The 20,098-nt window shown below is 64.4% G+C and carries 17 protein-coding genes; 10 read left to right on the top strand and 7 right to left on the bottom strand.

All coding sequences use genetic code 11. From position 1 onward, the window contains the following. Positions 1–92: 92 nt before the first annotated feature. Genes HUK82_RS06345 through HUK82_RS06335 form a run of 3 tightly spaced genes read right to left on the bottom strand, consistent with a single transcriptional unit; the run spans position 93 to position 4,458 of the window. The gene (locus tag HUK82_RS06345; protein WP_176613156.1) at positions 93–1,070 is read right to left on the bottom strand and encodes a hypothetical protein; all 978 of its coding nucleotides are present in this window, start codon (positions 1,068–1,070) and stop codon (positions 93–95) included. 53 nt (positions 1,071–1,123) lie between these two features. Further along, positions 1,124–2,869, bottom strand: a complete 1,746-nt coding sequence (locus HUK82_RS06340; protein WP_176613155.1) for a glycerol-3-phosphate dehydrogenase/oxidase — start codon at positions 2,867–2,869, stop codon at positions 1,124–1,126. Then, positions 2,866–4,458, bottom strand: a complete 1,593-nt coding sequence (locus HUK82_RS06335) for an FGGY-family carbohydrate kinase (protein WP_176613154.1) — start codon at positions 4,456–4,458, stop codon at positions 2,866–2,868. Before HUK82_RS06335 ends, HUK82_RS06340 begins: the two co-directional genes overlap by 4 nt. Before the next feature lie 201 nt (positions 4,459–4,659). On the opposite strand from HUK82_RS06335, the gene HUK82_RS06330 reads away from it, so the two are divergent. The 5 genes from HUK82_RS06330 to HUK82_RS06310 all read left to right on the top strand — a co-directional run bounded on the left by HUK82_RS06330 (position 4,660) and on the right by HUK82_RS06310 (position 10,005). Then, positions 4,660–6,273: a sugar ABC transporter ATP-binding protein gene (locus tag HUK82_RS06330; protein ID WP_212648107.1), complete on the top strand. Its 1,614-nt coding sequence runs from the start codon at positions 4,660–4,662 to the stop codon at positions 6,271–6,273. A gap of 73 nt (positions 6,274–6,346) precedes the next feature. Continuing rightward, positions 6,347–7,279, top strand: coding sequence for an ABC transporter permease (locus tag HUK82_RS06325; RefSeq protein WP_176613153.1), 933 nt, complete (start codon positions 6,347–6,349; stop codon positions 7,277–7,279). Between the two features lie 46 nt (positions 7,280–7,325). Further along, on the top strand, positions 7,326–8,360 hold the full coding sequence (locus HUK82_RS06320) for a substrate-binding domain-containing protein (protein ID WP_176613152.1): 1,035 nt from the start codon (positions 7,326–7,328) through the stop codon (positions 8,358–8,360). Between the two features lie 20 nt (positions 8,361–8,380). Continuing rightward, on the top strand, positions 8,381–9,148 hold the full coding sequence (locus HUK82_RS06315; RefSeq protein WP_176613151.1) for a triose-phosphate isomerase: 768 nt from the start codon (positions 8,381–8,383) through the stop codon (positions 9,146–9,148). Positions 9,149–9,210: 62 nt separating this feature from the next. Next, a complete protein-coding gene (locus HUK82_RS06310; protein WP_176613150.1) occupies positions 9,211–10,005 on the top strand; it encodes a DeoR/GlpR family DNA-binding transcription regulator in 795 nt (264 codons plus the stop codon). A 15-nt stretch (positions 10,006–10,020) separates the two neighbouring features. On the opposite strand, the gene HUK82_RS06305 is transcribed toward HUK82_RS06310, so the two are convergent. Beyond that, entirely contained in the window at positions 10,021–10,479 is a 459-nt protein-coding gene (locus tag HUK82_RS06305; RefSeq protein ID WP_176613149.1) for a hypothetical protein, read from the bottom strand. A gap of 246 nt (positions 10,480–10,725) precedes the next feature. On the opposite strand from HUK82_RS06305, the gene HUK82_RS06300 reads away from it, so the two are divergent. Continuing rightward, complete coding sequence (locus HUK82_RS06300) at positions 10,726–12,885, top strand: TonB-dependent receptor (protein WP_176613163.1); 2,160 nt, start codon at positions 10,726–10,728, stop codon at positions 12,883–12,885. 40 nt (positions 12,886–12,925) lie between these two features. Here the strand turns inward: HUK82_RS06300 and HUK82_RS06295 are convergent, their stop codons facing one another. After that, positions 12,926–13,771 (bottom strand): oxidoreductase, encoded by an 846-nt coding sequence (locus tag HUK82_RS06295; RefSeq protein ID WP_176613148.1) that lies wholly within the window; start codon positions 13,769–13,771, stop codon positions 12,926–12,928. Between the two features lie 50 nt (positions 13,772–13,821). Between HUK82_RS06295 and HUK82_RS06290 the strand changes: the two genes are divergently transcribed. From HUK82_RS06290 to HUK82_RS06275, 4 genes are all read left to right on the top strand, one after another. Beyond that, positions 13,822–14,433 (top strand): TetR/AcrR family transcriptional regulator, encoded by a 612-nt coding sequence (locus tag HUK82_RS06290; RefSeq protein WP_176613147.1) that lies wholly within the window; start codon positions 13,822–13,824, stop codon positions 14,431–14,433. Between the two features lie 67 nt (positions 14,434–14,500). Further along, the gene (locus tag HUK82_RS06285; RefSeq protein WP_176613146.1) at positions 14,501–15,136 is read left to right on the top strand and encodes an FMN-binding negative transcriptional regulator; all 636 of its coding nucleotides are present in this window, start codon (positions 14,501–14,503) and stop codon (positions 15,134–15,136) included. 120 nt (positions 15,137–15,256) lie between these two features. Further along, positions 15,257–17,161 (top strand): N-acyl-D-amino-acid deacylase family protein, encoded by a 1,905-nt coding sequence (locus HUK82_RS06280; protein ID WP_176613145.1) that lies wholly within the window; start codon positions 15,257–15,259, stop codon positions 17,159–17,161. Between the two features lie 197 nt (positions 17,162–17,358). Then, the gene (locus HUK82_RS06275; protein WP_176613144.1) at positions 17,359–18,576 is read left to right on the top strand and encodes an MFS transporter; all 1,218 of its coding nucleotides are present in this window, start codon (positions 17,359–17,361) and stop codon (positions 18,574–18,576) included. 205 nt (positions 18,577–18,781) lie between these two features. Here the strand turns inward: HUK82_RS06275 and HUK82_RS06270 are convergent, their stop codons facing one another. Then, complete coding sequence (locus tag HUK82_RS06270) at positions 18,782–19,522, bottom strand: sulfite exporter TauE/SafE family protein (protein WP_176613143.1); 741 nt, start codon at positions 19,520–19,522, stop codon at positions 18,782–18,784. Between the two features lie 77 nt (positions 19,523–19,599). Continuing rightward, positions 19,600–20,098, bottom strand: a 499-nt coding sequence (nudC, locus tag HUK82_RS06265; protein ID WP_176613142.1) for an NAD(+) diphosphatase, incomplete at its 5' end; no start/stop codon positions are given.

Raw genomic sequence — 20,098 nt, 5'->3', positions numbered from 1 at the left:
CAGTTCTTAATGACTGTTTAGGACGTTTCGTTAAATCGCGCGTCGGGGGAAAAAGCGTTTCGCGTGCGTGCAGTGATTCCCCCTTCGCAGCGTCAGGCGGCGTGGCGCAGCACCGATTCGGTCAGCGACAGGTCGTCGTCGAGCGCATGCAGGGGCGTGATGCCGTCCTTGACCAGCGCATCGTGGTAAAAGCGCGTCGCCTCCTCGGGCTTCATGTCGCCGTCGACAACGTGACGCATGGCGGCGATGAGGGCCGTCGGACTTGCGGCGTCGTTGATCTTGCGCCCGAACAGTGCCGCGCGCGCGCCAAAGCGTTGGGCCTGATGCAAAAGCTCGAGGCAATCGCGTGTGGTTCCGCTGCCGCCACCCATGACGCCGACGATCATGCCCGGGTCGAAAGACGCAAGTTCCTCCATCGCCGCCGGGCCGTTATAGGCGACTTTCAGGAATACCGGGCGTTCCGCGCGCCGAAGTCCGGCAAGCGCGCGAATGATCATGTCATTGATGAAGAACGGCACGTGTTCGGCGTCGATGCCCGTTTCGACATTGGGATTGAAGATTTCCATGAAGTAGCGAAAATTCACGGCACTCGCATCGGTGCGAAACTGCTGGAACTGTTCGAGACTGCGCGCATCGATCGCGGCATCGTTCACGAATGTCATGGAATACAGGCCAAGGTCGGTCTGCGCGCCCGCCAGTGCCGCGGAACGGAACGGTATCGACGGTGTCTTGGTATAGGTCGCACCGCGGCACCGCCAGAGGTCAGACGTGTCGTTGGCACGAATGGCCGACCGGACGCCGGTGCCGGCGAAGGCAGCCTGCTCGACAAGCGTCTCCAGTATGGAACACGACACCAGCATAATATCGACGATATCCTGGCGGATGATGTCCCGAATGGACGCGATGTATTCAGCGCGGGTGCGAAACCGGCGTCCCTGACGGGCGGTGGTCAGGCCGGTCGCACTCAGCCCTGCCGCCATGTCGGCGTCCTTTGCATCGGCGATGATGAAATCTGTCGGCGTGTCCCGGCCGGCGAGCATCGCGGCGATCTTGTCTTCAAAGCGGGCCATTGTGCGTATTTCCGTTGTTTTGGGGTGGAGGAATAAGATCGGATCGCGCCGCGTCAGGAGGCGATCGACAAGTGCGGCCGTCCCCCGGTCCGGTATGCGTTACGGACCCCGTGGCGTTCGGTCGCATGGCGCCAGCACCAGTTTGCTTCGTCGTCGCGGCGTTCGGCACTCCAGCCGAGTGTCTCTGACACCACGGCCGCGACGTCCGCGATGACAGCGGGCGTGAGACGGCCTTCGAGAGCCAGCGTGGTCCGACGGAACAGAACGTCGGCGAGATGTCCCACCAACTCACGGCGAGCGATGAAGGCGATCTCACGCCGCGTGTAATCGGGGAGGGTGGTCAGGGGCTCATCTCCCGCGAGCGAACAGAAGGTGGCGATGTCGATCGCCAGGCTCCCGTATCGCTCAAGCAGTGTGGCCGCCCGCTCGGCTGGAAGGGAAAAACGCGCGCGCAGCGCGTCGAGAAACCGTGCACGCGCGACCGGGGAGCGTGGAAAGTCGCGTCCACCGCCGATCGGGATATCACGACTGCCGACTGTGCGGGCCCGCCCCAGACGGGACAGGACCAGAGTGCCGACTTCCTCGGACAGTCCACGGAAGGTTGTCCATTTCCCGCCGACCAGGGACAGGACCGCTGTGCCCCCGGGCAACTGGTCTGTATGGATCAGGTGATCGCGGCTGATGTCGCCCGGATTGTCCGTTTGGGAACGCGGAAGCGGCCGTACGCCGGCATAGCGGTAGACGACCTGCGCGTTGTCAAAGCCGAGCGAGGGAAAAAGCTCTCCCAGTGCGCGGAGCATGTAGTCCTGTTCGTCCTGCGTGCAGATCGCATCGTCAGGGGCGTCCGTGTGAATGTCGGTCGATCCGACCATCACGTGCCCAAAAAACGGGTAAGCCAGGCAGATACGACCGTCCTGCACACCGAAATAGACCATCGCGCCATCAAGCTCGCGCAGCAGTTCGGGATGATCGAGGACGAGGTGTGAACCCTTCGTGCCGCCGATATAGGCCGTCTCGAGGCCAAGCGTCTGGTTAACCGTGTCGATCCAGGCCCCGCCGGCGTTGATGATGACATCGGCCTTGATCGCGAGCATCTGGCCGGTGACGCGGTCGCGCGCGTGGACGGTGTCGTCAATGACCCCGGTAATATCGACATGGTTCAGGGCGATCGCGTCCGGGCAGGCGCGGATGGCGTCTGTGACGCATTCGAGGCCCAGACGCTCTGGCTGCGAGATCGCCGCGTCGTAATAGCGGCCAAGCGCGATGATGGAGGGCGTCATGTCCGGGAAACGAGCGTGCGCGCGCTTACCCATAAACATGCGATGCAGGGGCATCACGCGGGAGCGGAGCCCGAGGACATCGTAAATACACAGACCGGCTTCCGTAACCACGACGCCACGATCGCGGATCTTTGCCGAACGTCCCAGGAACCGTTTCAATGACGGCCACAGACCACCGAACCACGACTGGATGGGGAGGTATGTGGGAAGGGGCCGAACATAGTGCGGGGCGTTGCGCAGCAGAAGGTTGCGCTCCAGCGTCGACTGCGCCACCAGCCGGAATTCGCCGGTTTCCAGATATTTGATCCCACCGTGAATCAGACGCGACGGCGCCGCCGAGGCACCTGCGCAAATGTCGCCCTTGTCGAGAAGGATCGCCGGGACACCCTGAAGAGCCAATTCACGAAAGGCGCCCACGCCGTTGATTCCGCCGCCCACGATCAGAACGGGCGTGCGTACGGGCGTGCGGAGTCGCGCAAGGGCGGCGTCCCGCAAGGAGGGGGTCTGCTGGTCGATCATGATGCCATGTCCATCCGGCTGACGTCTGCGACCGGTGCGAGAGGGAGAGAAAGATTGGCAGGGGGCGTCTCGGAAGCCGGCTCCAGGTCGGCCCAGAAGGGCTCGACGGCCTTCATCAGTCCCAGGAAGCGGCTATAGAGGGCTTCGTCCCGCGCCGATTGCGCCGTATCCGGCGCGTAGGTGCGCGCGGTAAGGTTGCAGGCAGAAACAGCAGTTTCGAGATCAGGGTGAAGTCCGCACGCGACCGCGCCGGTCATCGCGGCAGCAAGTGCGCCGGTTTCCAGAGCGCCGGCCGCTGGCTGGTTCGCGATGTGCACCGAGCGTCCGAGAATGTCGGCAAAACGCTGCGCGACCGCTGGTTCTCCCGATCCGCCACCGGCGATGCCCAGTCGCCCGACCGTCCAGTTCGCGGCAAGTGCATCGACATGCAGCCGATGGTTGCAGATCATGCCTTCGAGAACGCTGCGTGCCAGATCGGCCCGCGTGTGCCAGCCGTGCATTCCGAAGAACGCCGCGCTGGACGGTCCGTCGACGGGGGCGCCGAACAGAAAGGGATGATAGAGCGGCACGCGATGTGTCGCGTCCGATCGCTTGAGCGCGGTCGCCAACTCGGCGAGCATGGCGCTGACCGCGTCATCGTTGTCCGGCCAGCACAGACGGGCGAGCCATTCGAGATTCGTCGATGATGTCGGCGAAATGGCCATGCTGTTCCAGAGCCCGCGCCGGTATCCCGCGCGGCAGGCCCATTCCGTTCCCCAGACGGGGGTGTCGCAGAAGATCTCGTTGATTGAAAACGTGCCGGCCGTGATCGTCATGTCCCCGGCGTGGATGTTGCCAAGGCCAACGGCGGCGGCGGTGACGTCGTGCAGCCCGGTCGCAACGGGGGTGCCCGCCAGAAGCCCGGTCAGTGCCGCAGCACTGGCGGAGATGGTGCCGGCCTGATCGCACGGCATCAGGATTGGCGGCAACGCGGGCCGGATCTCGGCAAGGCCCGTCACGTCGAGGATGTCGGTGCTGTAATCCTGGGTGTGGAGATCGGTAAAACCGCTGCTGGCCTCGGTCAGATCCGTTGCGATCGTGCCGGTCAGGCACAGACGCAGCCAGTCTTTGCAAAAGAACACCGTCCCGATCGCCTGATAGCGCTCGGGTTCGTGATCGCGCATCCAGGCCAGCAGCGTCGGTGCCGAATATGGATACGGGCGCTGTCCGGACAGGGGCATCAATTTTTCGAGCGTCCCATCGGCCGCCCAATCCGCATGCACCTGCCGCGCGCGACTGTCGAGGGACATGATGCCGTGCCCCAGAGGAGCCCCCGCCCGGTCGAGCACGAAGACGCCGTCACCATGGGCAGTGATCCCGACGCCTGCAATGGAACGTCCGTCAATTCCCGCATCGTCAAGCGCCAGACGGACTGTTTTCGCAATTGCGTGCCATGCCTCCGCCATATCGCGCTCGACGTGATAGGGGCGATCGGTGATCTGGCCGACCCTGGTCTTGCCGATGCCGACGGGCCGGCCATGGGGATCGAAGACCACGGTCTTGGCGGTGGTGGAGCCGCAATCGATCCCGAGGACGTAGTGATTCGGCATTCGGACCTCCGTGCCAGGAGGCTTCTTGCGGCCCCCGTTGCGTGAACGCGCCGTGTTGTTATGCGGCGTTATATTGGGCACATAGTTGTGTTATAATTTCTCTTGTCAAGGACGTTTTTGGTGATAACGTCCCGGACCAAGAGCTGCCTCGCGAGTCCGGCGATGGGGCAGGCCATAATAATAACAAGGAGGTTTCCCGAGATGGTGAACCGTGTCGCGCCGCCTGAATCAGCGCCGTCCCCTGTGCCGGGCTTCGTTATGGAGGCGGCGTCCGCCTGCCTGGATCCGGAGGTCGAGGCGCGTCAGGGAACGGCCATCCGGCTGGACAATGTCGAAAAGGGTTTTGACGGCGTTCCGGTGCTGCGGAACATCACCGTGGGGTTCCGCCCAGGCACCGTCAACGTGCTGGCGGGCGAGAACGGGGCCGGTAAATCAACGCTGTTTCGGATTATTTCCGGACAGCACGCGCCAGACTCGGGCGCGTTGTATCTGCATGGCGACCTGGTCCGGACCTATTCGCCGCGTCACGCCCAGACGCTGGGTGTCTCGATCATCCCGCAGGAACTAGCCCCGATTCCGGACATGCGGCTGTGGCAGAATCTTCTGGTCGGTCACGAAAGTGTCAGCCTTGGCGGGTTCCTGCGTCGCCGCGCGATGATCGAGCAGGCGGCCGCGATGCTCCGGGGTGTGGGGATGACCCTCGATCCCGAAACGCCGATGAAGGAACTGGGTGTCGCCGAGACACAGATGGTGGAAATTCTAAAGGCGACATCGTGGGATTCCCGCATCGTTCTGATGGATGAGCCGAGTTCGTCGCTGTCTTCGCGCGAGACGGAGCAGTTGTTCAAGGTGATCGCAATGTTGCGCGCCAAGGGTGCGTGCATTCTCTACACCAGCCATCGCATGGAGGAGATCGAACAGATTTCCGACACGGTCGCAATTATGCGCGATGGCCACATCGTCAGTCACGAAGCGACGGGAAGCCAGACGGAGCACCAGATCATTGCAGCGATGGTTGGCCGCGAACTGACCGAATTGTTCCCGAACCGCGTGATGGCGCCAGCAGGTTCGCCCGTCGTGCTGTCCGTGCGGGACATGACGGTGCGCGGCTACGATGCCTGTGTGTCGCTTGATGTCCGGGCGGGCGAGATCCTGGGTCTGGGAGGCCTTGTCGGCGCGGGTCGGAGCGAATTGCTTGAAGCGATCTTTGGCACGCGCGCGGGCACGGGTCATGTGACGATTGACGGGCAGCCGGTGCGCAGTGGCTCGCCGTCCGCGGCAATCCGCGCGGGTATGGCGATGGTGCCGGAAGATCGCAAGCACGCGGGCGTTCTGACCGCGATGTCGATCATGGACAACGTGACGTTGCCCTACCTCGATCGGTTTGAGGTCGGCGCGGGCTTTCTGAGTCCGGCGCGCCGACGCGAACAGACGGAAAAGATCCTGTTGGCCACGCGCGTGGCCTGCACCGGCCCGTTACAGAAAGTGGCGCATCTGTCGGGTGGAAACCAGCAGAAGGTGGCACTCGCGCGCTGGCTGGTCGGCAAGAAGCCGCGGCTGTTGATCCTGGACGAACCGACGCGCGGGATCGATGTGGGCGCGCGGTCGGAACTCTACCGCCTGTTCAATGAGCTTGCCGCCGAAGGTGTCGCGATCCTGCTCGCGTCGTCGGACATGCCGGAGCTGATCAACCTCTCGCACCGAGTACTGGTGCTGCGCGGCGGTGCGATCATGGGTGAATTGTCAAAAGAAGAACTGGATCAGGAAAAGATCCTGCGCCTTGCCATGGGGAAGACGTCCAATGTTGCTCACTGAAACGCTGCCTTCGGCCAAGCAGCCGTCGCCCCCGGGCCGGCCGCGCTTGCCACACTGGGATCGCCAAACGATCATGCGTTTCGCGATCCGTTATTCGCTGGTTCTGATATTGTCCGTTTTCATTATCGGACTTGCGATCTCGAATCACAACTTCCTGACGGTTTCGAATCTTAACGTCATTCTGATCCAGGTGTCGGCCAATGCGCTTCTGGCGACGGGTGCGACCTTTGTGATTCTGACCGGCGGCATCGACCTGTCGGTCGGCAGTATCGTGGGTCTGGCGGGCGTGGCCGGCGCCATGTTCGGCCAGAACGACGGGGCATGGCCGTGCGCCGAGGCGATCGGCGCGGGACTTCTGGCCGGTCTGGCGGTGGGGGCGTTCAATGGCGCGCTGACGGCCTATGCACGGGTGCCGGCGTTCGTCGCGACGCTCGGGAACATGACGGTGGCGTCCGGCATCGCGTTTGTCCTGAGCAATGGTCAGCCGATTTCGGGCCTTTCGGACCAATTCATGATGCTGTCCGGGCAGGTCGGTTTTCTGGCGATGCCTGTGCTGGTGATGCTGGTGGTTGTGGCGGTTTCGTGGATCGTGCTGGGGCGCACGCGCTTTGGGATGCATGTCTACGCGGTCGGCGGCAACAGCTACGCGGCCCGCGTCGCGGGCATCAACACCGCGCGCGTCAAGATGCTTGTCTATGTGATTTCGGGCGGCCTGGCCGGCATGGCGGGCCTGCTTCTGGCGGCCCGGGCGACGGCGGGCATCGCGACGACCGGCAGCGGGTATGAGCTGAACGCGATCGCGGCGGCGGTGATCGGCGGCATCAGCCTCGCCGGTGGGCGTGGCTCGATCGCTGGAACGGTCATGGGTTTTCTGATGATCGGTGTTCTGGACAACGGATTGAACATCATCAACGTATCCCCCTTCTATCAGGAAATCGTCAAAGGTCTGATCATCATTGGTGCCGTGTTTGCCGACAGTGTCAGCCGTGCCGGTGAAGAACGTTAAGACAACTTACATTCTCAAGAACGATAAAAAGAATCGGATGAAATCGATGGCTCTTGTTACGTCCCTGCGCCGCCTTGCCGGAGCGGCCGCCCTCATGCTTGCTGGCACGGCGATTGTCTCGCAGGCACATGCTGACGCACAGCACCCCGTGATCGGCTTCACGGTGTATGAAATGAGTTCCTTCATTTCGCTCGGGCAGAAAGGTGCCCAGGCGATCGCGGAGAAGAACGGCGCGACGCTGTTGTGGAACTCCGCGAATGAAGACGTGAACACGCAGGTTTCGCATATTCAGCAGTATATCAACCGCAAGGTCGATGCGATCATCATCTGTCCGGTGAATTCGTCCACCCTGGCACCCGAGGTCGATGCAGCACGCAAGGCGGGAATCCCGGTCTTCTTTGCCAATATCAGCGTGCCGGAGACCGTCTTGAAGAACGCGGTGGCCTATGTCGGTCCCGATGACGTGAAGGCGGGCGAGCAGGAGGCCGATCACATGGTCAAGGCCCTGGGCGGCAAGGGCAAGGTCGTCGTCATTCAGGGACCTCTGGGCCAGTCGGCGGAAATCGACCGCACGCAGGGCATCAAGAACGTGCTGGCGAAAAATCCGGGCGTGGAACTGGCAGCGATCCAGCCGGGCAACTGGCTGCGCACCAAGGCATATTCCCTGACGCAGGACTGGTTGTCGCGTTATGGTTCTGAGCTGGGCGGCATCATCGCCGAGAACGACGACATGGCGGTCGGCGCCATCCAGGCACTGCGCGAGCGGGGACTGGCAGGCAAAATTCCGGTTGTCGGCATTGACGGCATCAAGGACGGCATGCGTGCGGTGCGGGACGGTACGCTGATCGAGACCAACCTGCAGAACGGGCCGCTGGAACTGGGCATGGCCGTTCAGGTGGCGGTGGACCATCTGCAGGGCAAGCAGGTTCCCAGGATGGCGCTGTTCACGATGCCCGAGCTCACGAAGGACAATGTCGGGCATTACTACGACCAGTTGTATGGAGACCTGCCGAAGTTCATCTCCGAACTGCCTGACAGGGTCCGCCAGAACCTGACATCCGGCCATTATTCCGAACAGTAAGGCAGAAGGTGCACACCGGAATGACGAATTCTCAGGCCAGACACTGGATCGGTACCAGCTGGAAGATGAACAAGACTCTGCCCGAGGCAGCAGAGTTTGCGAAACGCCTGCTGGGTGTCGATATCCCGGGTTCGGTTCAGCCTTTCGTCATTCCCCCCTTTACGGCACTGGCGTCGGTCGCGACCATCCTGCGTGACAGTGGGGTGTTGGTCGGCGCGCAGACCATGCACTGGGCCGACCAGGGCTCATGGACCGGGGAGATTTCCGCGCCCATGCTGGTCGATGCGGGGGCGCAACTTGTCGAACTTGGCCACTCCGAACGCCGGCAGCATTTCGGAGAGACCGATCACACCGTCAATCTGAAGGTGTTGTCCGCGTTGCGGCACGGTCTGATCCCCCTGATCTGCATCGGCGAGGATCATGACGAGCGTGCCTGGGGTGTAGCCCGGGCGACTCTGGAACGTCAGATCCGGGTCGCGCTTCTGGGCGTGCGGCCAGACGAGGCCCATCGCGTCGTCCTTGCGTATGAGCCCGTGTGGGCGATCGGGGAGACCGGGCGCCCGGCCCCGGCCGATCTCGTTGCGCAGACGCACCGGGATATACGTCGCATACTCGTTGACATGGGGACCGGCTTCGCCGGGCTCAGGATCCTGTATGGCGGCAGCGTCTCGCCGGACAACGCTCCGGATTATCTCGACAGTCCAGACGTCGGCGGCTTGTTCGTCGGGCGCTCGGCGTGGAATGTGGACGGGTATCAGTCTATATTAAGGGCTGGTGCACCCTCATAACGCGGGATTGGGATCGGATGGCGAGTACGACGACAGGCGATCGAACACAGCGTAGCCGTTTGATGGATATTCAGGGCGATCAGAGTGCGGGCGAGATTCGCCGCAGGCAGATCCTGAACGCCGTGATCGACGCTGGCACGGCGCAGATCGATGAACTTGCCGCGGCTCTCTCGGTCAGTCGCATGACCATTCATCGTGATATCCAGCAGCTTGTCGAGCAGGGTCTGGTGCGCAAGGTGCACGGTGGTGTAACGAGCCTCGCGTCGTCCCTCGTCGAGAGCACGATTTTCTTTCGCTCCCGGCAGGAGGAGGCGTGCAAGCACGCTATCGCGCAAAAGGCGGTGTCCCTGGTCGAGCCCGGGCAGGCCATCGTGCTTGACGACTCCACCACCGTTGCCGCGATGCTGCCGTTTCTGCCCGCGCTCAAGCCGCTGACCGTGATCTCAAACGGTCTGCGGGTGATTCAGACGTTGAGTGGCGAAGCCGGGATGCGCGTCATCAGCCTCGGCGGCACGTATGTTGCCGCCCACGACGCGTTTTTCGGGCTTTTGTGCGAACAGGCGGCCCAGTCGTTGCGCGCGAACATTCTGTTCATGTCCAGTTCCACGGTGCACGGTCTGACAGCCTTCCATCAGGATCAGGACATCGTGAAGGCGAAGCGTACGTTGATGGAGACGGTCGATTTTCGGGTGCTGCTGATCGACAGCAGCAAGTTCGGGCGCACGGCCCTGCACCGTCTGGCGGCACTGTCCGAATTCGATCTGGTGATCACCGACAGCAACCTGCCGTCCGAAACGCGCGAAGACCTGGAGGCGAGCAACATCCGCCACGAGATCGTGCATGTCCGCCGTGCCTGACCGTCGCGCCGGCTGTCAGTCGTCGGGACAGCGATGCGTCGAGCCGGGAAAGTCCGAGCATGCGCCCGTGCGTGCGTCCCAGCGCCACGTCATCATCGGTCCGGCCATGCCATCCGGCTTGACCTGCGATATCACCGCCAGAAGGCGCGAGACCCTGCCGCGTGTGTAGCCGAGATCGACAAAGCCGCTGAACGCGCCCGGGTCGCGGCTGGCGCTTTCGAAATGGACGGGCTTTCCCCCCTTGCCGGGGACACCCATGCGCGCCGTCACCTGTGCCTCGGTCGCATGACGAAGTCCCTCCAGCACGGGTTCGGACAGGCTGAGGCACGTCACGTCGGGCCGTTCGTCATCGGCCGGAAGTGCGGTCCAGCACGCCGCCTGGGCGGGATAACCATGGGCGGCATAGGCCCGCCTGGCTCCCGAAACAGGAGTCGCGAGCAGGCAGACGGCCAGGCCGCAGAAGAGTGGCTTCATGACGGGCACCTTTACAGCGGAGAACGCCGGGTCGGCATCGCGCCATTTCCGGCCGTCGTCAAGCGCTTGGCGGCTATGTCCGGGACACGGGAGCAGACGCGCGTGCATATACCGTGCATTCATGTTGCGACTAAGTTGCAATTTCAGTATAGGAACCGTACGTCCGGTCTGGAACCGCCTGTCTCCGAGGGTACCGTGTCAAAGTCTCTACCTCCCCGTCATGTCTTTCCCTCGCTCGCTCTGTTGATGGCGGGAAGCGCTTTCCCGGCACTGGCGCTTCACGCCCGGGCCGCCGAGACGACCTTGCAGCGTCCGGCGGCCGCAGCAGCGCCCGGACCGGTGGAGGATGAAACAATCCTCGTCCAGGCAAAGCGGCGAAACCAGATGGAGGTCAGAAGCGGCGGTCAACTCGGCGCACTGGGCACGAAACGGGGACTGGATGTACCGTTCAACGTCCGCAGCTACACCGCCAGCCTGATTCTCAACCAGCAGTCGCAGACCCTGGGTGAGGTTCTGCAGAACGATCCGTCCGTCCGGACGACGCTGGGATACGGCAATTTTTCCGAGATGTTCATCATTCGCGGTTTCGTGCTCTACGGTGACGATGTCTCGATCAACGGTCTGTACGGCATTACCCCGCGCCAGCTCGTCTCGCCGCAACTTTATGATCAGGTGCAGATCCTCAACGGCGCGAGCGCGTTCCTCAACGGCGCGGCGCCGGGCAGTTCGGGCGTGGGCGGCAACATCAACCTGATCTTCAAGCAGGCGACGAACGACCCCATCACGCGTCTGACAGGTGATTACACCAGCAGCGCCATGGGTGGTGGGGCGTTGGACGTGGGGCGACGCTTCGGTCAGGGAAAGCAGTTCGGGGTGCGCCTGAATGTCGCGGGCATGTCGGGCGAGGACGCGATCAGCGGCGAATATCGTCATTCGACCGTGGTTGGCACGGACGTCGACTGGCGTTCGTTGGACGATCGCACGCGTGTCACCATGGACATCAACTACCAGAACCAGGGGGTTGATGGCGGCCGTCCGGCGATCTTTCTGGGCACGGTGAACGCGGTACCGCGCGCGCCGTCGCCGTCACACAATTTCGGGCAAACCTGGGCCTATAACGATCTGAACTACGTGTTTGGCATGCTCAATGTCGAGCACGACCTGACGCGGAACGTGATGCTCTACGGTGCGTTCGGCGCGCTGACGTCAGACGAGAAGGGCAATTACTCTAACCCGACGGTGTCCAATGCCGCCACCGGCGACGCCACGGCCGGGGCGATGTATGTGCCCTACCAGCAGACAAACGAAAGCACGCGCGCGGGCGTGCGTGCGAAATTCGACACCGGGCCCGTACATCACGAGGTCAATGCAGGTGGTTCGGCCGTGTGGGAGGACACGCGCGCTGCGTATGACATGGCCCTGACAAGTTATGCGACGAACATCTATCGCACGCGGCCCGTGGCCCCGCCCGCGGAGACATTCGCCGGTGGCGTGGTGAACGACCCGCACACCACAAACAGCACGCGTCTCTACAGCCTGTTCTTCTCCGATACGATGAGCGCGTTCCACGACCGTGTCGCCCTGACGGCCGGGTTCCGTTATCAGAACATGCGGATCAACGGCTACAATTACAGCACGACGGGACGCGGCGCGTTGTCGGCGGCCTACGACCAGGATGCCATCACGCCGGTCGTGGGTCTGGTCGTCCATCCGACGCGCCAGACATCGGTGTATTTCAACCGTATCGAAGGTTTGTCACAGGGACCGACGGCGACGGGGAACGTGATCAATCTTGGCGAGATTTTCCCGCCCTACAAATCCGTCCAGTATGAGATCGGAGGCAAATACGATACCGGCCGGTTCAGCGCAGGCCTTGCGTTTTACCAGATTGCCGAACCCAACGCCTATTCCGTCGCGGTGGGCAACACCGGCGAATATGCCTTCCGCGAGGACGGTATTGAGCGCCACCGCGGTATCGAGCTGAACCTGAATGGCGAGATCGTGCACGGGCTGCGCTTCAACGGCGGCGGGACCGTCATTCAGGCCGAGCAACGCCATACGGCGGGTGGCACCTATGACGGCAAGACCGCGATCGGCGTTCCGAACTACACGATCAACGGCAATCTCGAATATGATCTGCCGTTCCTCAAGGGCGGGACGGTGATCGGCCGCGTCGTCAATACCGGCAAGCAGTGGGTCAATCAGGCCAACACGCTGCACCTGCCGGTATGGACGCGCTTCGACGTGGGCGCGCGCTATACGTTCGTGACCCACCACACGCCGATCACACTGCGTTTCGGGGTCGATAACCTGGCCAACACGCGGTACTGGGCATCGGCGTTCGGCGGTTATCTGCTGGAAGGCATGCCCCGCACGTTCAAATTCTCCTTCACCACCGATTTGTAAGACACGGTTGGCCCTGCGGGCGGGAAGGCTGTGATCGTCGTCAGGTCGGAAAGCCCGTGTCACGCGACACGCTTGCCCATGACGTGATCTCGGCCCGCAGCGCCTGTATCTTCGCATCGACCAGGGCGAGCGCGTCCTCGCCCAGAAACAGATGCGCCGGCGGCTCGGCCGCGTCGATCAGCGCCAGCAGCGCCTGAGCCGCCTTGGCCGGGTCGCCGGGCTGATGTCCGCTTTTGGCCTGTCGCGCGGCGCGGACCGGGTCCATCACGGAGTCATAGTCAGGGAGACTGCGGGGCGTGCGGTCCATGGAGCGGCCGGCCCAGTCGGTGCGAAACTGGCCTGGGGCGAGCGCCGTGACGTGGATGCCGAACGGCCGCACCTCCTTGCCCAAAGCTTCTGAAATGCCTTCGAGCGCGAATTTGCTGCCGCAGTAAAAGCTGATGCCGGGCATGGTGACGAAACCGCCCATCGACGTGACGTTGACGATATGACCGCGCCGACGCGCGCGCATGCCGGGCAGAACCGCCTTGATCAGCGCGACGGGGCCGAACACGTTGGCCGCGAATTGTCGCTGCAGATCGTCAAGCGACGATTCCTCAAGCACCCCCTCATGCCCATACCCCGCATTGTTGACCAGCACGTCGATCGGGCCGACATCACGTTCCGTGGCCGTGACGGCCCCGGGAATGGCCGCAAAATCGGTCACGTCGAGGACGAGCGGGTGCGCGCGTTCCGGCGAGAGGGCCGCGAACGCATCGGCGTCGTCCTCGCGCCGGACCGTGCCGACCACCTTGTGGCCCGCGTCAAGCGCCGCCCGGGCGAAGGCGCGACCGAGACCTGAGCTGACGCCCGTGATAAGGAAGGTTTTGTGTGCGAGAGAGGACATGATCCGGCTTTCGATGACTTTAATTTATATCATGATATAAAAATTTACCCATGCAACACAAGCCTCCCGTGTCGTCCATCAGTCCCGGCGGACTGGCACGCCGTCGGCGCGTGATCGAGGCGGCCGAAGCGCTGCTGCGCGAAGGCAAGGCCGACTTCTCGATGCGTGACCTGGCCGCGCGCGCCGACGTCAGCTTCGCGACGCCGTTCAACCAGTTCGGCAGCAAGGCCGCGATCATGCATGCGCTGTCGGCCCGCAGGATCGACACCATGCGCGCGCGGCTGCTTGCCTCCTGCGTGCCGCCGGAGGCCGAGGGCCGTGTGATGCTGGCCCTCGATCTGGCGGTGTCGGTCATTCTGGAAGAGCCCACGGTCAACCGCGCCGTCCTCGGGTGGCTGGGGACGGCGGGCCCGGTCACCGGCGAGGTCTGGACCCGCTCCAGCGCTCTGTGGGCGCAGGCGCTTGGTGAGGGGGAGGGCCTGACCATTGCCGACGATCAGGGGGCGCTGAGTCGTCTGGCCGGCCATCTTGCCTTTGCGTTTCGTGGCGTCCTGTCGTTCTGGACAGCGGGGGAGATTCCGGACGCCGATCTGGCAGGCACGGCGTGCGACGTGGCGCGCGGGCTGCTGGCCGGGTGTGTCGCGACCCGCGTGTGCGTGTAATGTGTCGTCCGCGACCGTTCGTCGCCAGGACGGCCCCCTTGTGCCTGCCGCATGATAGGAGGTCCTGATGTATGCGCCCAAACAGTTCAGGGAAGATCGCCGGGACGTCCTGCTGGCCGCCCTCCGTTCCATCCAGTTCGGCGCCCTGATCGCCGTGTCCGACGGGCGGCCAGAGGCGGTGCACATGCCCATGGTCGTGCGCGAGGAGCCCACCGGTCTGGTGCTGGAAGGCCATGTGGCACTGGGCAACCCGTTCTGGAAGATCGCGGCGGCGGGCACGGGGGGGCTGGCCGTGTTTCAGGGGCCGCAGGCCTACATCCATCCGGGATGGTACGAGACCAAGCGCGCGACCGGCAAGGCCGTGCCGACTTGGAATTATGTCGCGGTCCACGTGCGCGGCACCCTGACGATCGAGCGCGATCCCCTCTGGTTGCGTCGCCATCTTGATACGCTGACGCAGGCCAACGAGGAGGGGCGGGCGGACCCTTGGCGCGTGTCCGATGCGCCGGACGATTATATCGACGCCATGCTGCGGGCGATCGTGGGGGTGCGTCTTTCGGTCGACGCGATGGAGGGGGTATGGAAGATGATCCAGCATCACCCGGAGTCCAATCGCCGGGGCGTCATCGCCGGACTGGCGCACGAGGGGCGGGCGTCGGCGCGTGAGATGGGGGCCCTGATGGGTGAGCGCGAGGGGCAGTAGGCGCGGGCGGAAACTTTTCCGGTCACCCGCGTGTTAGGATCATGAATATCTTGTCATGATCGCGTGCCGGTCGCCGGGGACTGTCATCCGCCCCGCGTGAGCCGCACCAGAAAGGCACGCATGCCCGCTACGATCTATCGTAACGCCCTCCTGTTCGATGGGTCGGACGCCTTGCCGGTTTTGATGGATGTCGCGGTCCGGGACGGACGGATCGCGGCGCTGGGGCGCGAACTGCCGTCGCAGTCCGACGCGCGAGAGGTCGCATGTGATGGCCTTTGGCTGATGCCCGGTCTGCTCGACATCCACACCCATCTGGACCTGGAGGTGGAACTCGCGCCCGGGCTGGGCGAGGTCGTGCGTCATGGCACCACGACCGTGGTCATGAGCAACTGTTCCATCGGCATCACTTACGGCCACCAGCGACGTGACGGTGAGGATCCGATCGTCGACTGTTTCGCGCGGGTGGAAAACATGCCGCGCTCGGTCCTGACGCGTGTGGCGGACACGTGCACGTGGACCACGTCGCAAGGGTATCTCGATCATCTCGAGAGTCTTCCGCTGGGCCCCAATGTGGTGCCGATGATTCCACACTCGATGCTGCGGATCGAGGTGATGGGGCTGACCGGTTCGATCACCCGTCGCCCGTCGCGGCGGGACATCGACGCCATGGCCGCCCTGCTGGAGCAGGGCATGGCGCAGGGGTTTGCCGGGTTTTCCACCGACGCGCTGCCGTTTCACTTTCTTGCCAACGCCCCGAACAAGCGGCGCAAGATACCGACCCAGTATGCGCCGTACCGCGAACTCCGGCGTCTGACCGGCATCGTCCGGCGCTATGGCCGTCTATGGCAGGCCACCCCGCCCAAGGACGATATCGTGGCGGCGGTTCGTGGTTTTCTTCTGACCAGCGGACGTTTGCACCGGACGCCTTTGCGGACCACCGTTCTGGCGGCGCTCGATCTGCAGACCAACCGCGCGGCCATGCATCTGTGCCTGCTGTTGTCGCGCATCCTGAACTCGCGCCTTGTGGGCGGGCAGTTTCGCTTTCAGGCGCTGTCGTCGCCCTTTCGGATCTGGAGCGACGGGGCCATCAATCCCGTGGCGGACGAGGTCCATGCCTTTCGCGCGCTGAACGAACTCGAGCTCGACGATCGGGACGGACGCCGTCGCATCCTCGACGACCCCGAGTGGGTTCGGGCGTTTCGCACGATGTGGCTGAAGGGCAAGACGGGGCTGAGCTGGGCGCGGCTGATGCGTGCGCTTCGTCTGGAGCATGTCGTGCTGACCCGCAATCTCGCGGATATGACCGTCGCCGAGGCCCCGCTCGCGCATTGGGCGGGGGAGACGCTGGAGCGTCCGTGGCGCCGGCTGCGGACGTTTCAGGCCACGGGCGGCCGGACGGGCGCGCGCGATGCGGCCGAGGCCGCGTTTTTCGCGACATGCCCCGATCCGATCAACGACGATGCCGCCTTCTTTCTCCACCTGTTGCGGGCATGGGATACCGATCTTCGGTGGGAGACCGTGTTCGCCAACCGAAATCCGAAAACCCTGCGATCCCTACTGTTTCATCCGCAGACACTGCCCGGCTTCAACGACAGCGGCGCCCATCTCGCCAATATCGGGTTCTATGACGGCAATCTGCGCACGTTGAAGATCGCGCAGGCGATGGATGCACCTGAAGGTGGCCTGCGCATGGTCGCGCGGGCGGTTCATCGTCTCACCGGGTTGCCGGCCGCGTTCTTCGGCCTGAATACCGGCCGGATCGTGCCGGGCGCGCAGGCCGATCTGTGCCTGATCGATCCTGTCGCCCTGTCGGCCTGGGACCCGGAAGCCACCCACCGGTGTCTCGACCGGGCCGAATTTAGCTGCCGCCAGGTGGTCAATCGGCCCGACGGCGTGGTGCGGGCGGTCATGGTCGGTGGAACGATGGTGTGGGAAGACGGTGCATTCACCGATCGTCTGGGCACCGAGGCGTGTGGCCGGGTGATGCGCGGTGCGAATCACCCTCTGGAGCGTGCGCGCGCCTGATGGCGCCGGTGCGTTCGAACGAAGGGTAGGCGACGCCGACCGGCGATGGGCACGTGTTCCACGATCGGTCCGAACAAAATCGGGAGCCACTTGCCGCCGCGGGCGTTGTTCGCGCGGGCGCGCCGGGCCGGTGACGGTTTCGATCTGCGGCCGGCGCGTCGACCTTTCTGCCTTTTACACGACGACAAAGGGATAGCATGACTCACCACGAGACGGGCGCGGCCCGTCGCCAGGACGCCTTTGTTCTGGATGGTCTCAGTTTCCTTCTTGCCGACGTGCAGGACAATCTGGGTGTCTTTCTTGCCGGTCTGCTGGCGACCTACGGATGGTCGGCCGATGCGACCGGCGTTGCGATATCGGCCGGCGGCGCGGGTGCGGTGCTGGCGCGTCTGTTCGGCGGCCGTGCGCTGGACAGCCTGTCGCGGCGCCGGATCATGCTGGGCGCCTGCTGCGTGCTGACGGCGTGTGCGGTGGCCGTGGCCGCCGTCTCCCCAGGGTTCTGGCAGGTCACCCTCGTGCATTGTCTGGCCGGTGGTGCCGGGGCGCTGTTTTCGCCGATTCTGGCGGCGATCAGCCGCCAGACGGCCGGGGCGCGCGGCTATGTCGCGCGCATGGGGCGAAACGAGTCATTCAACCATCTGGGCAATGCTCTGATCGCCTGCCTGATGGGGGTCGCGGGCAGTACGGTCGCGCCTGTCGCGCCGCTGTGGGCGATCAGCGGGCTGGCGACGGTGGCGCTCGTTCTGGCGCTCCTGTTGTCCAGCCGGGCCGACCAGCCGCCCGCGCCCGCCTCCGTCGGGGACGAAGCCGGGGGAGGGCCAGAGCATCGGGCGTTGTTCACGTTCCTGCTGTGTTATTTTCTGTTCAATCTGGCCAATGGCGCGATGGTGCCGCTGATGATCGAACGCCACGCCGCGTTCCATTTCGGCAGTGCCTCGGCCATGAGTGCGATCTGCATCATCGTCGCGCAGGCCACGATGGTTCCGGTCGCCTATGTCATCGGGCGGTCCGCCGACACACGACGTCGCAAGCCCCTGTTTCTGCTGGCGCTCGCGTTGCAGCCCCTGCGCGATCTTCTGATGACCGCCAGTGCCGGGTGGCCCACGATCGTCGCGGCACAGATGCTCGACGGGCTGTCGTCGGGCATCGTGCTTGTCCTGTTCTTCGCGGGACTGTCCGATCTCTCGCGTGGTGGTGGACGGCCCAACACGCTGATCGGGATAGGCCTGGCGGCGGGCACGGTCGGCGCTCTGCTGTCGAATGTCGGCAGCGGTCTCCTGACGACCTATTTCGGCTTCAACACGGCATTCCTTGCATTGAGCGTCTGCGGATGTGCCGTGTTCGCGTTGTATCTACTCGCCATGCCCGAAACCCATGAGCTGGAGACACCCGTGCCCAAGGCCCGTCCCGCGTGAGCGCACGCGGGACGTCACCAGTCGTGATCGACGCCCAGTGCGCTGGATACGCGCGGCACCTGCGCCGGCATGGCCCGCGCGACGGGTCTGGGTGTGTGTGCCGCCCTTGCGTGTCGGCAGGCTTGTGCCCGCGTGGGACACCTGGGGGGTCGATCGATACGGGTTGACGGGATGGCCTCAGACTCCGGGTCGCAGTCTCCGGGCGTCAGGACAGGAGGGTCGCGGCGCTGGTGACGGCGTTTGCGACGGCCATGGCGGCCAGCACCGCCAGCACGACCGTGCGTGCCCGTGCCTGATCGACCCGGTCATGCATCCGCGCGCCGATCGCAAGCCCGACGACAAGGGCCGGAAGAGAGCCGAGCGCGAAGAGCAGCGTCGTCCGACCGAACAGGCCGAGCATGGCCATCGTCGGCAGAGCCACCGCGTCGATGGCCAGGAAGGTGGCGATGATCGAGGCCCGTCCCGCCTCCAGCGCCAGCGGCGAGCCGAGGAAGAACAGGATGACCGGCGGCCCCGCCAGTCCGACCGACCCGTTCAGAAGGCCCGCCACCGCGCCCGTCATCGCGGTTTCGGGCGTCGTCGGCATGCGGGTCAGCCGCCGCCCGGACGCCAGCATGCCGCACGCCAGAAGCACCAGGATCGACACGCCGAACTGCATCGCCGCCGCCGGCGCCACCCGCAGGATAAAGGCCCCGGCGGGCGTCGCCACGGTGGCGGCGGCAATAATGATGGCGATCGAGCGCCAGTGAACGTGGCCCCGGATCGAGGGCAGCAGACGAAGGCCGGCCACGACCTCCAGCAGCAGCATGCCCGGCACGATGTCCTTCGTGGGCAGCACGAACGATGCCGACATCACGACCAGCAGCGCGAAGCCGAAGCCGCAGAAGCCCCGCACGATCGCGGCGGCGAACACACACAGGACGACGATAGGCAACTCGTGCAGCACGCGGGTGACTTCCGGGCAAAAGACAGTCCGGCGTGTTTATGTTTCGGATTGGCACCAAGGGCAAGCGGCCCGGCGGTTCAGAACAGGCCGGGGCCACCGTCTTCGATCAACCAGTCATGGATCAGGCGACGGGCGATCGCCGCTGGGCCGGGCAGGGTGAAATCCTCGTCGCGGCGGGCGCGCAGGTCGGCGCGGCTAAGCCAGCGTGCCTCGGCGATCTCGGTCGGGTCGAGGGTCAGGGCGTCGTCCCGTGCGACTGCGGTGAAGCCGAGCATGAGCGACCCCGGAAACGGCCACGGCTGGGACGAATGGTAACATATGTCGCCGACGCGCAGGCCTGTCTCCTCGTGCACTTCGCGTGCGACGGCCTCCTCCGCGCTTTCGCCGGGCTCGACGAAGCCGGCCAGCGCGGAGAGTGTGCGTCGCTCGGGCGGAAAGCGTGTGCCGCGCGCCAGCAGGGCGCGCTCCGCGTGACGGACCAGCATGATGACGACCGGGTCGGTGCGCGGGAAGGCAACGTGCTTTGGCTCGGCGCTGCAGACGAGTTTGTGGCCGCCCTCGGCACGCAGGTTGGCC

The organism is Ameyamaea chiangmaiensis (genome assembly GCF_013376175.1).
GTDB lineage: Bacteria > Pseudomonadota > Alphaproteobacteria > Acetobacterales > Acetobacteraceae > Ameyamaea > Ameyamaea chiangmaiensis.
The sequence above is the reverse complement of the archived record's forward strand: the minus strand, read 5'-3'. Positions and strand labels throughout refer to the sequence as shown.

What these genes read in the sequence shown, in the direction of transcription:
- HUK82_RS06345 (WP_176613156.1), bottom strand. Translation starts at nt 1,070, where the DNA reads ATGGCCCGCTTTGAAGACAAGATCGCCGCGATGCTCGCCGGCCGGGAC.
- HUK82_RS06340 (WP_176613155.1), bottom strand. Translation starts at nt 2,869, where the DNA reads ATGATCGACCAGCAGACCCCCTCCTTGCGGGACGCCGCCCTTGCGCGA.
- HUK82_RS06335 (WP_176613154.1), bottom strand. Translation starts at nt 4,458, where the DNA reads ATGCCGAATCACTACGTCCTCGGGATCGATTGCGGCTCCACCACCGCC.
- HUK82_RS06330 (WP_212648107.1), top strand. Translation starts at nt 4,660, where the DNA reads ATGGTGAACCGTGTCGCGCCGCCTGAATCAGCGCCGTCCCCTGTGCCG.
- HUK82_RS06325 (WP_176613153.1), top strand. Translation starts at nt 6,347, where the DNA reads ATGCGTTTCGCGATCCGTTATTCGCTGGTTCTGATATTGTCCGTTTTC.
- HUK82_RS06320 (WP_176613152.1), top strand. Translation starts at nt 7,326, where the DNA reads ATGGCTCTTGTTACGTCCCTGCGCCGCCTTGCCGGAGCGGCCGCCCTC.
- HUK82_RS06315 (WP_176613151.1), top strand. Translation starts at nt 8,381, where the DNA reads ATGACGAATTCTCAGGCCAGACACTGGATCGGTACCAGCTGGAAGATG.
- HUK82_RS06310 (WP_176613150.1), top strand. Translation starts at nt 9,211, where the DNA reads ATGGATATTCAGGGCGATCAGAGTGCGGGCGAGATTCGCCGCAGGCAG.
- HUK82_RS06305 (WP_176613149.1), bottom strand. Translation starts at nt 10,479, where the DNA reads ATGAAGCCACTCTTCTGCGGCCTGGCCGTCTGCCTGCTCGCGACTCCT.
- HUK82_RS06300 (WP_176613163.1), top strand. Translation starts at nt 10,726, where the DNA reads ATGGCGGGAAGCGCTTTCCCGGCACTGGCGCTTCACGCCCGGGCCGCC.
- HUK82_RS06295 (WP_176613148.1), bottom strand. Translation starts at nt 13,771, where the DNA reads ATGTCCTCTCTCGCACACAAAACCTTCCTTATCACGGGCGTCAGCTCA.
- HUK82_RS06290 (WP_176613147.1), top strand. Translation starts at nt 13,822, where the DNA reads ATGCAACACAAGCCTCCCGTGTCGTCCATCAGTCCCGGCGGACTGGCA.
- HUK82_RS06285 (WP_176613146.1), top strand. Translation starts at nt 14,501, where the DNA reads ATGTATGCGCCCAAACAGTTCAGGGAAGATCGCCGGGACGTCCTGCTG.
- HUK82_RS06280 (WP_176613145.1), top strand. Translation starts at nt 15,257, where the DNA reads ATGCCCGCTACGATCTATCGTAACGCCCTCCTGTTCGATGGGTCGGAC.
- HUK82_RS06275 (WP_176613144.1), top strand. Translation starts at nt 17,359, where the DNA reads ATGACTCACCACGAGACGGGCGCGGCCCGTCGCCAGGACGCCTTTGTT.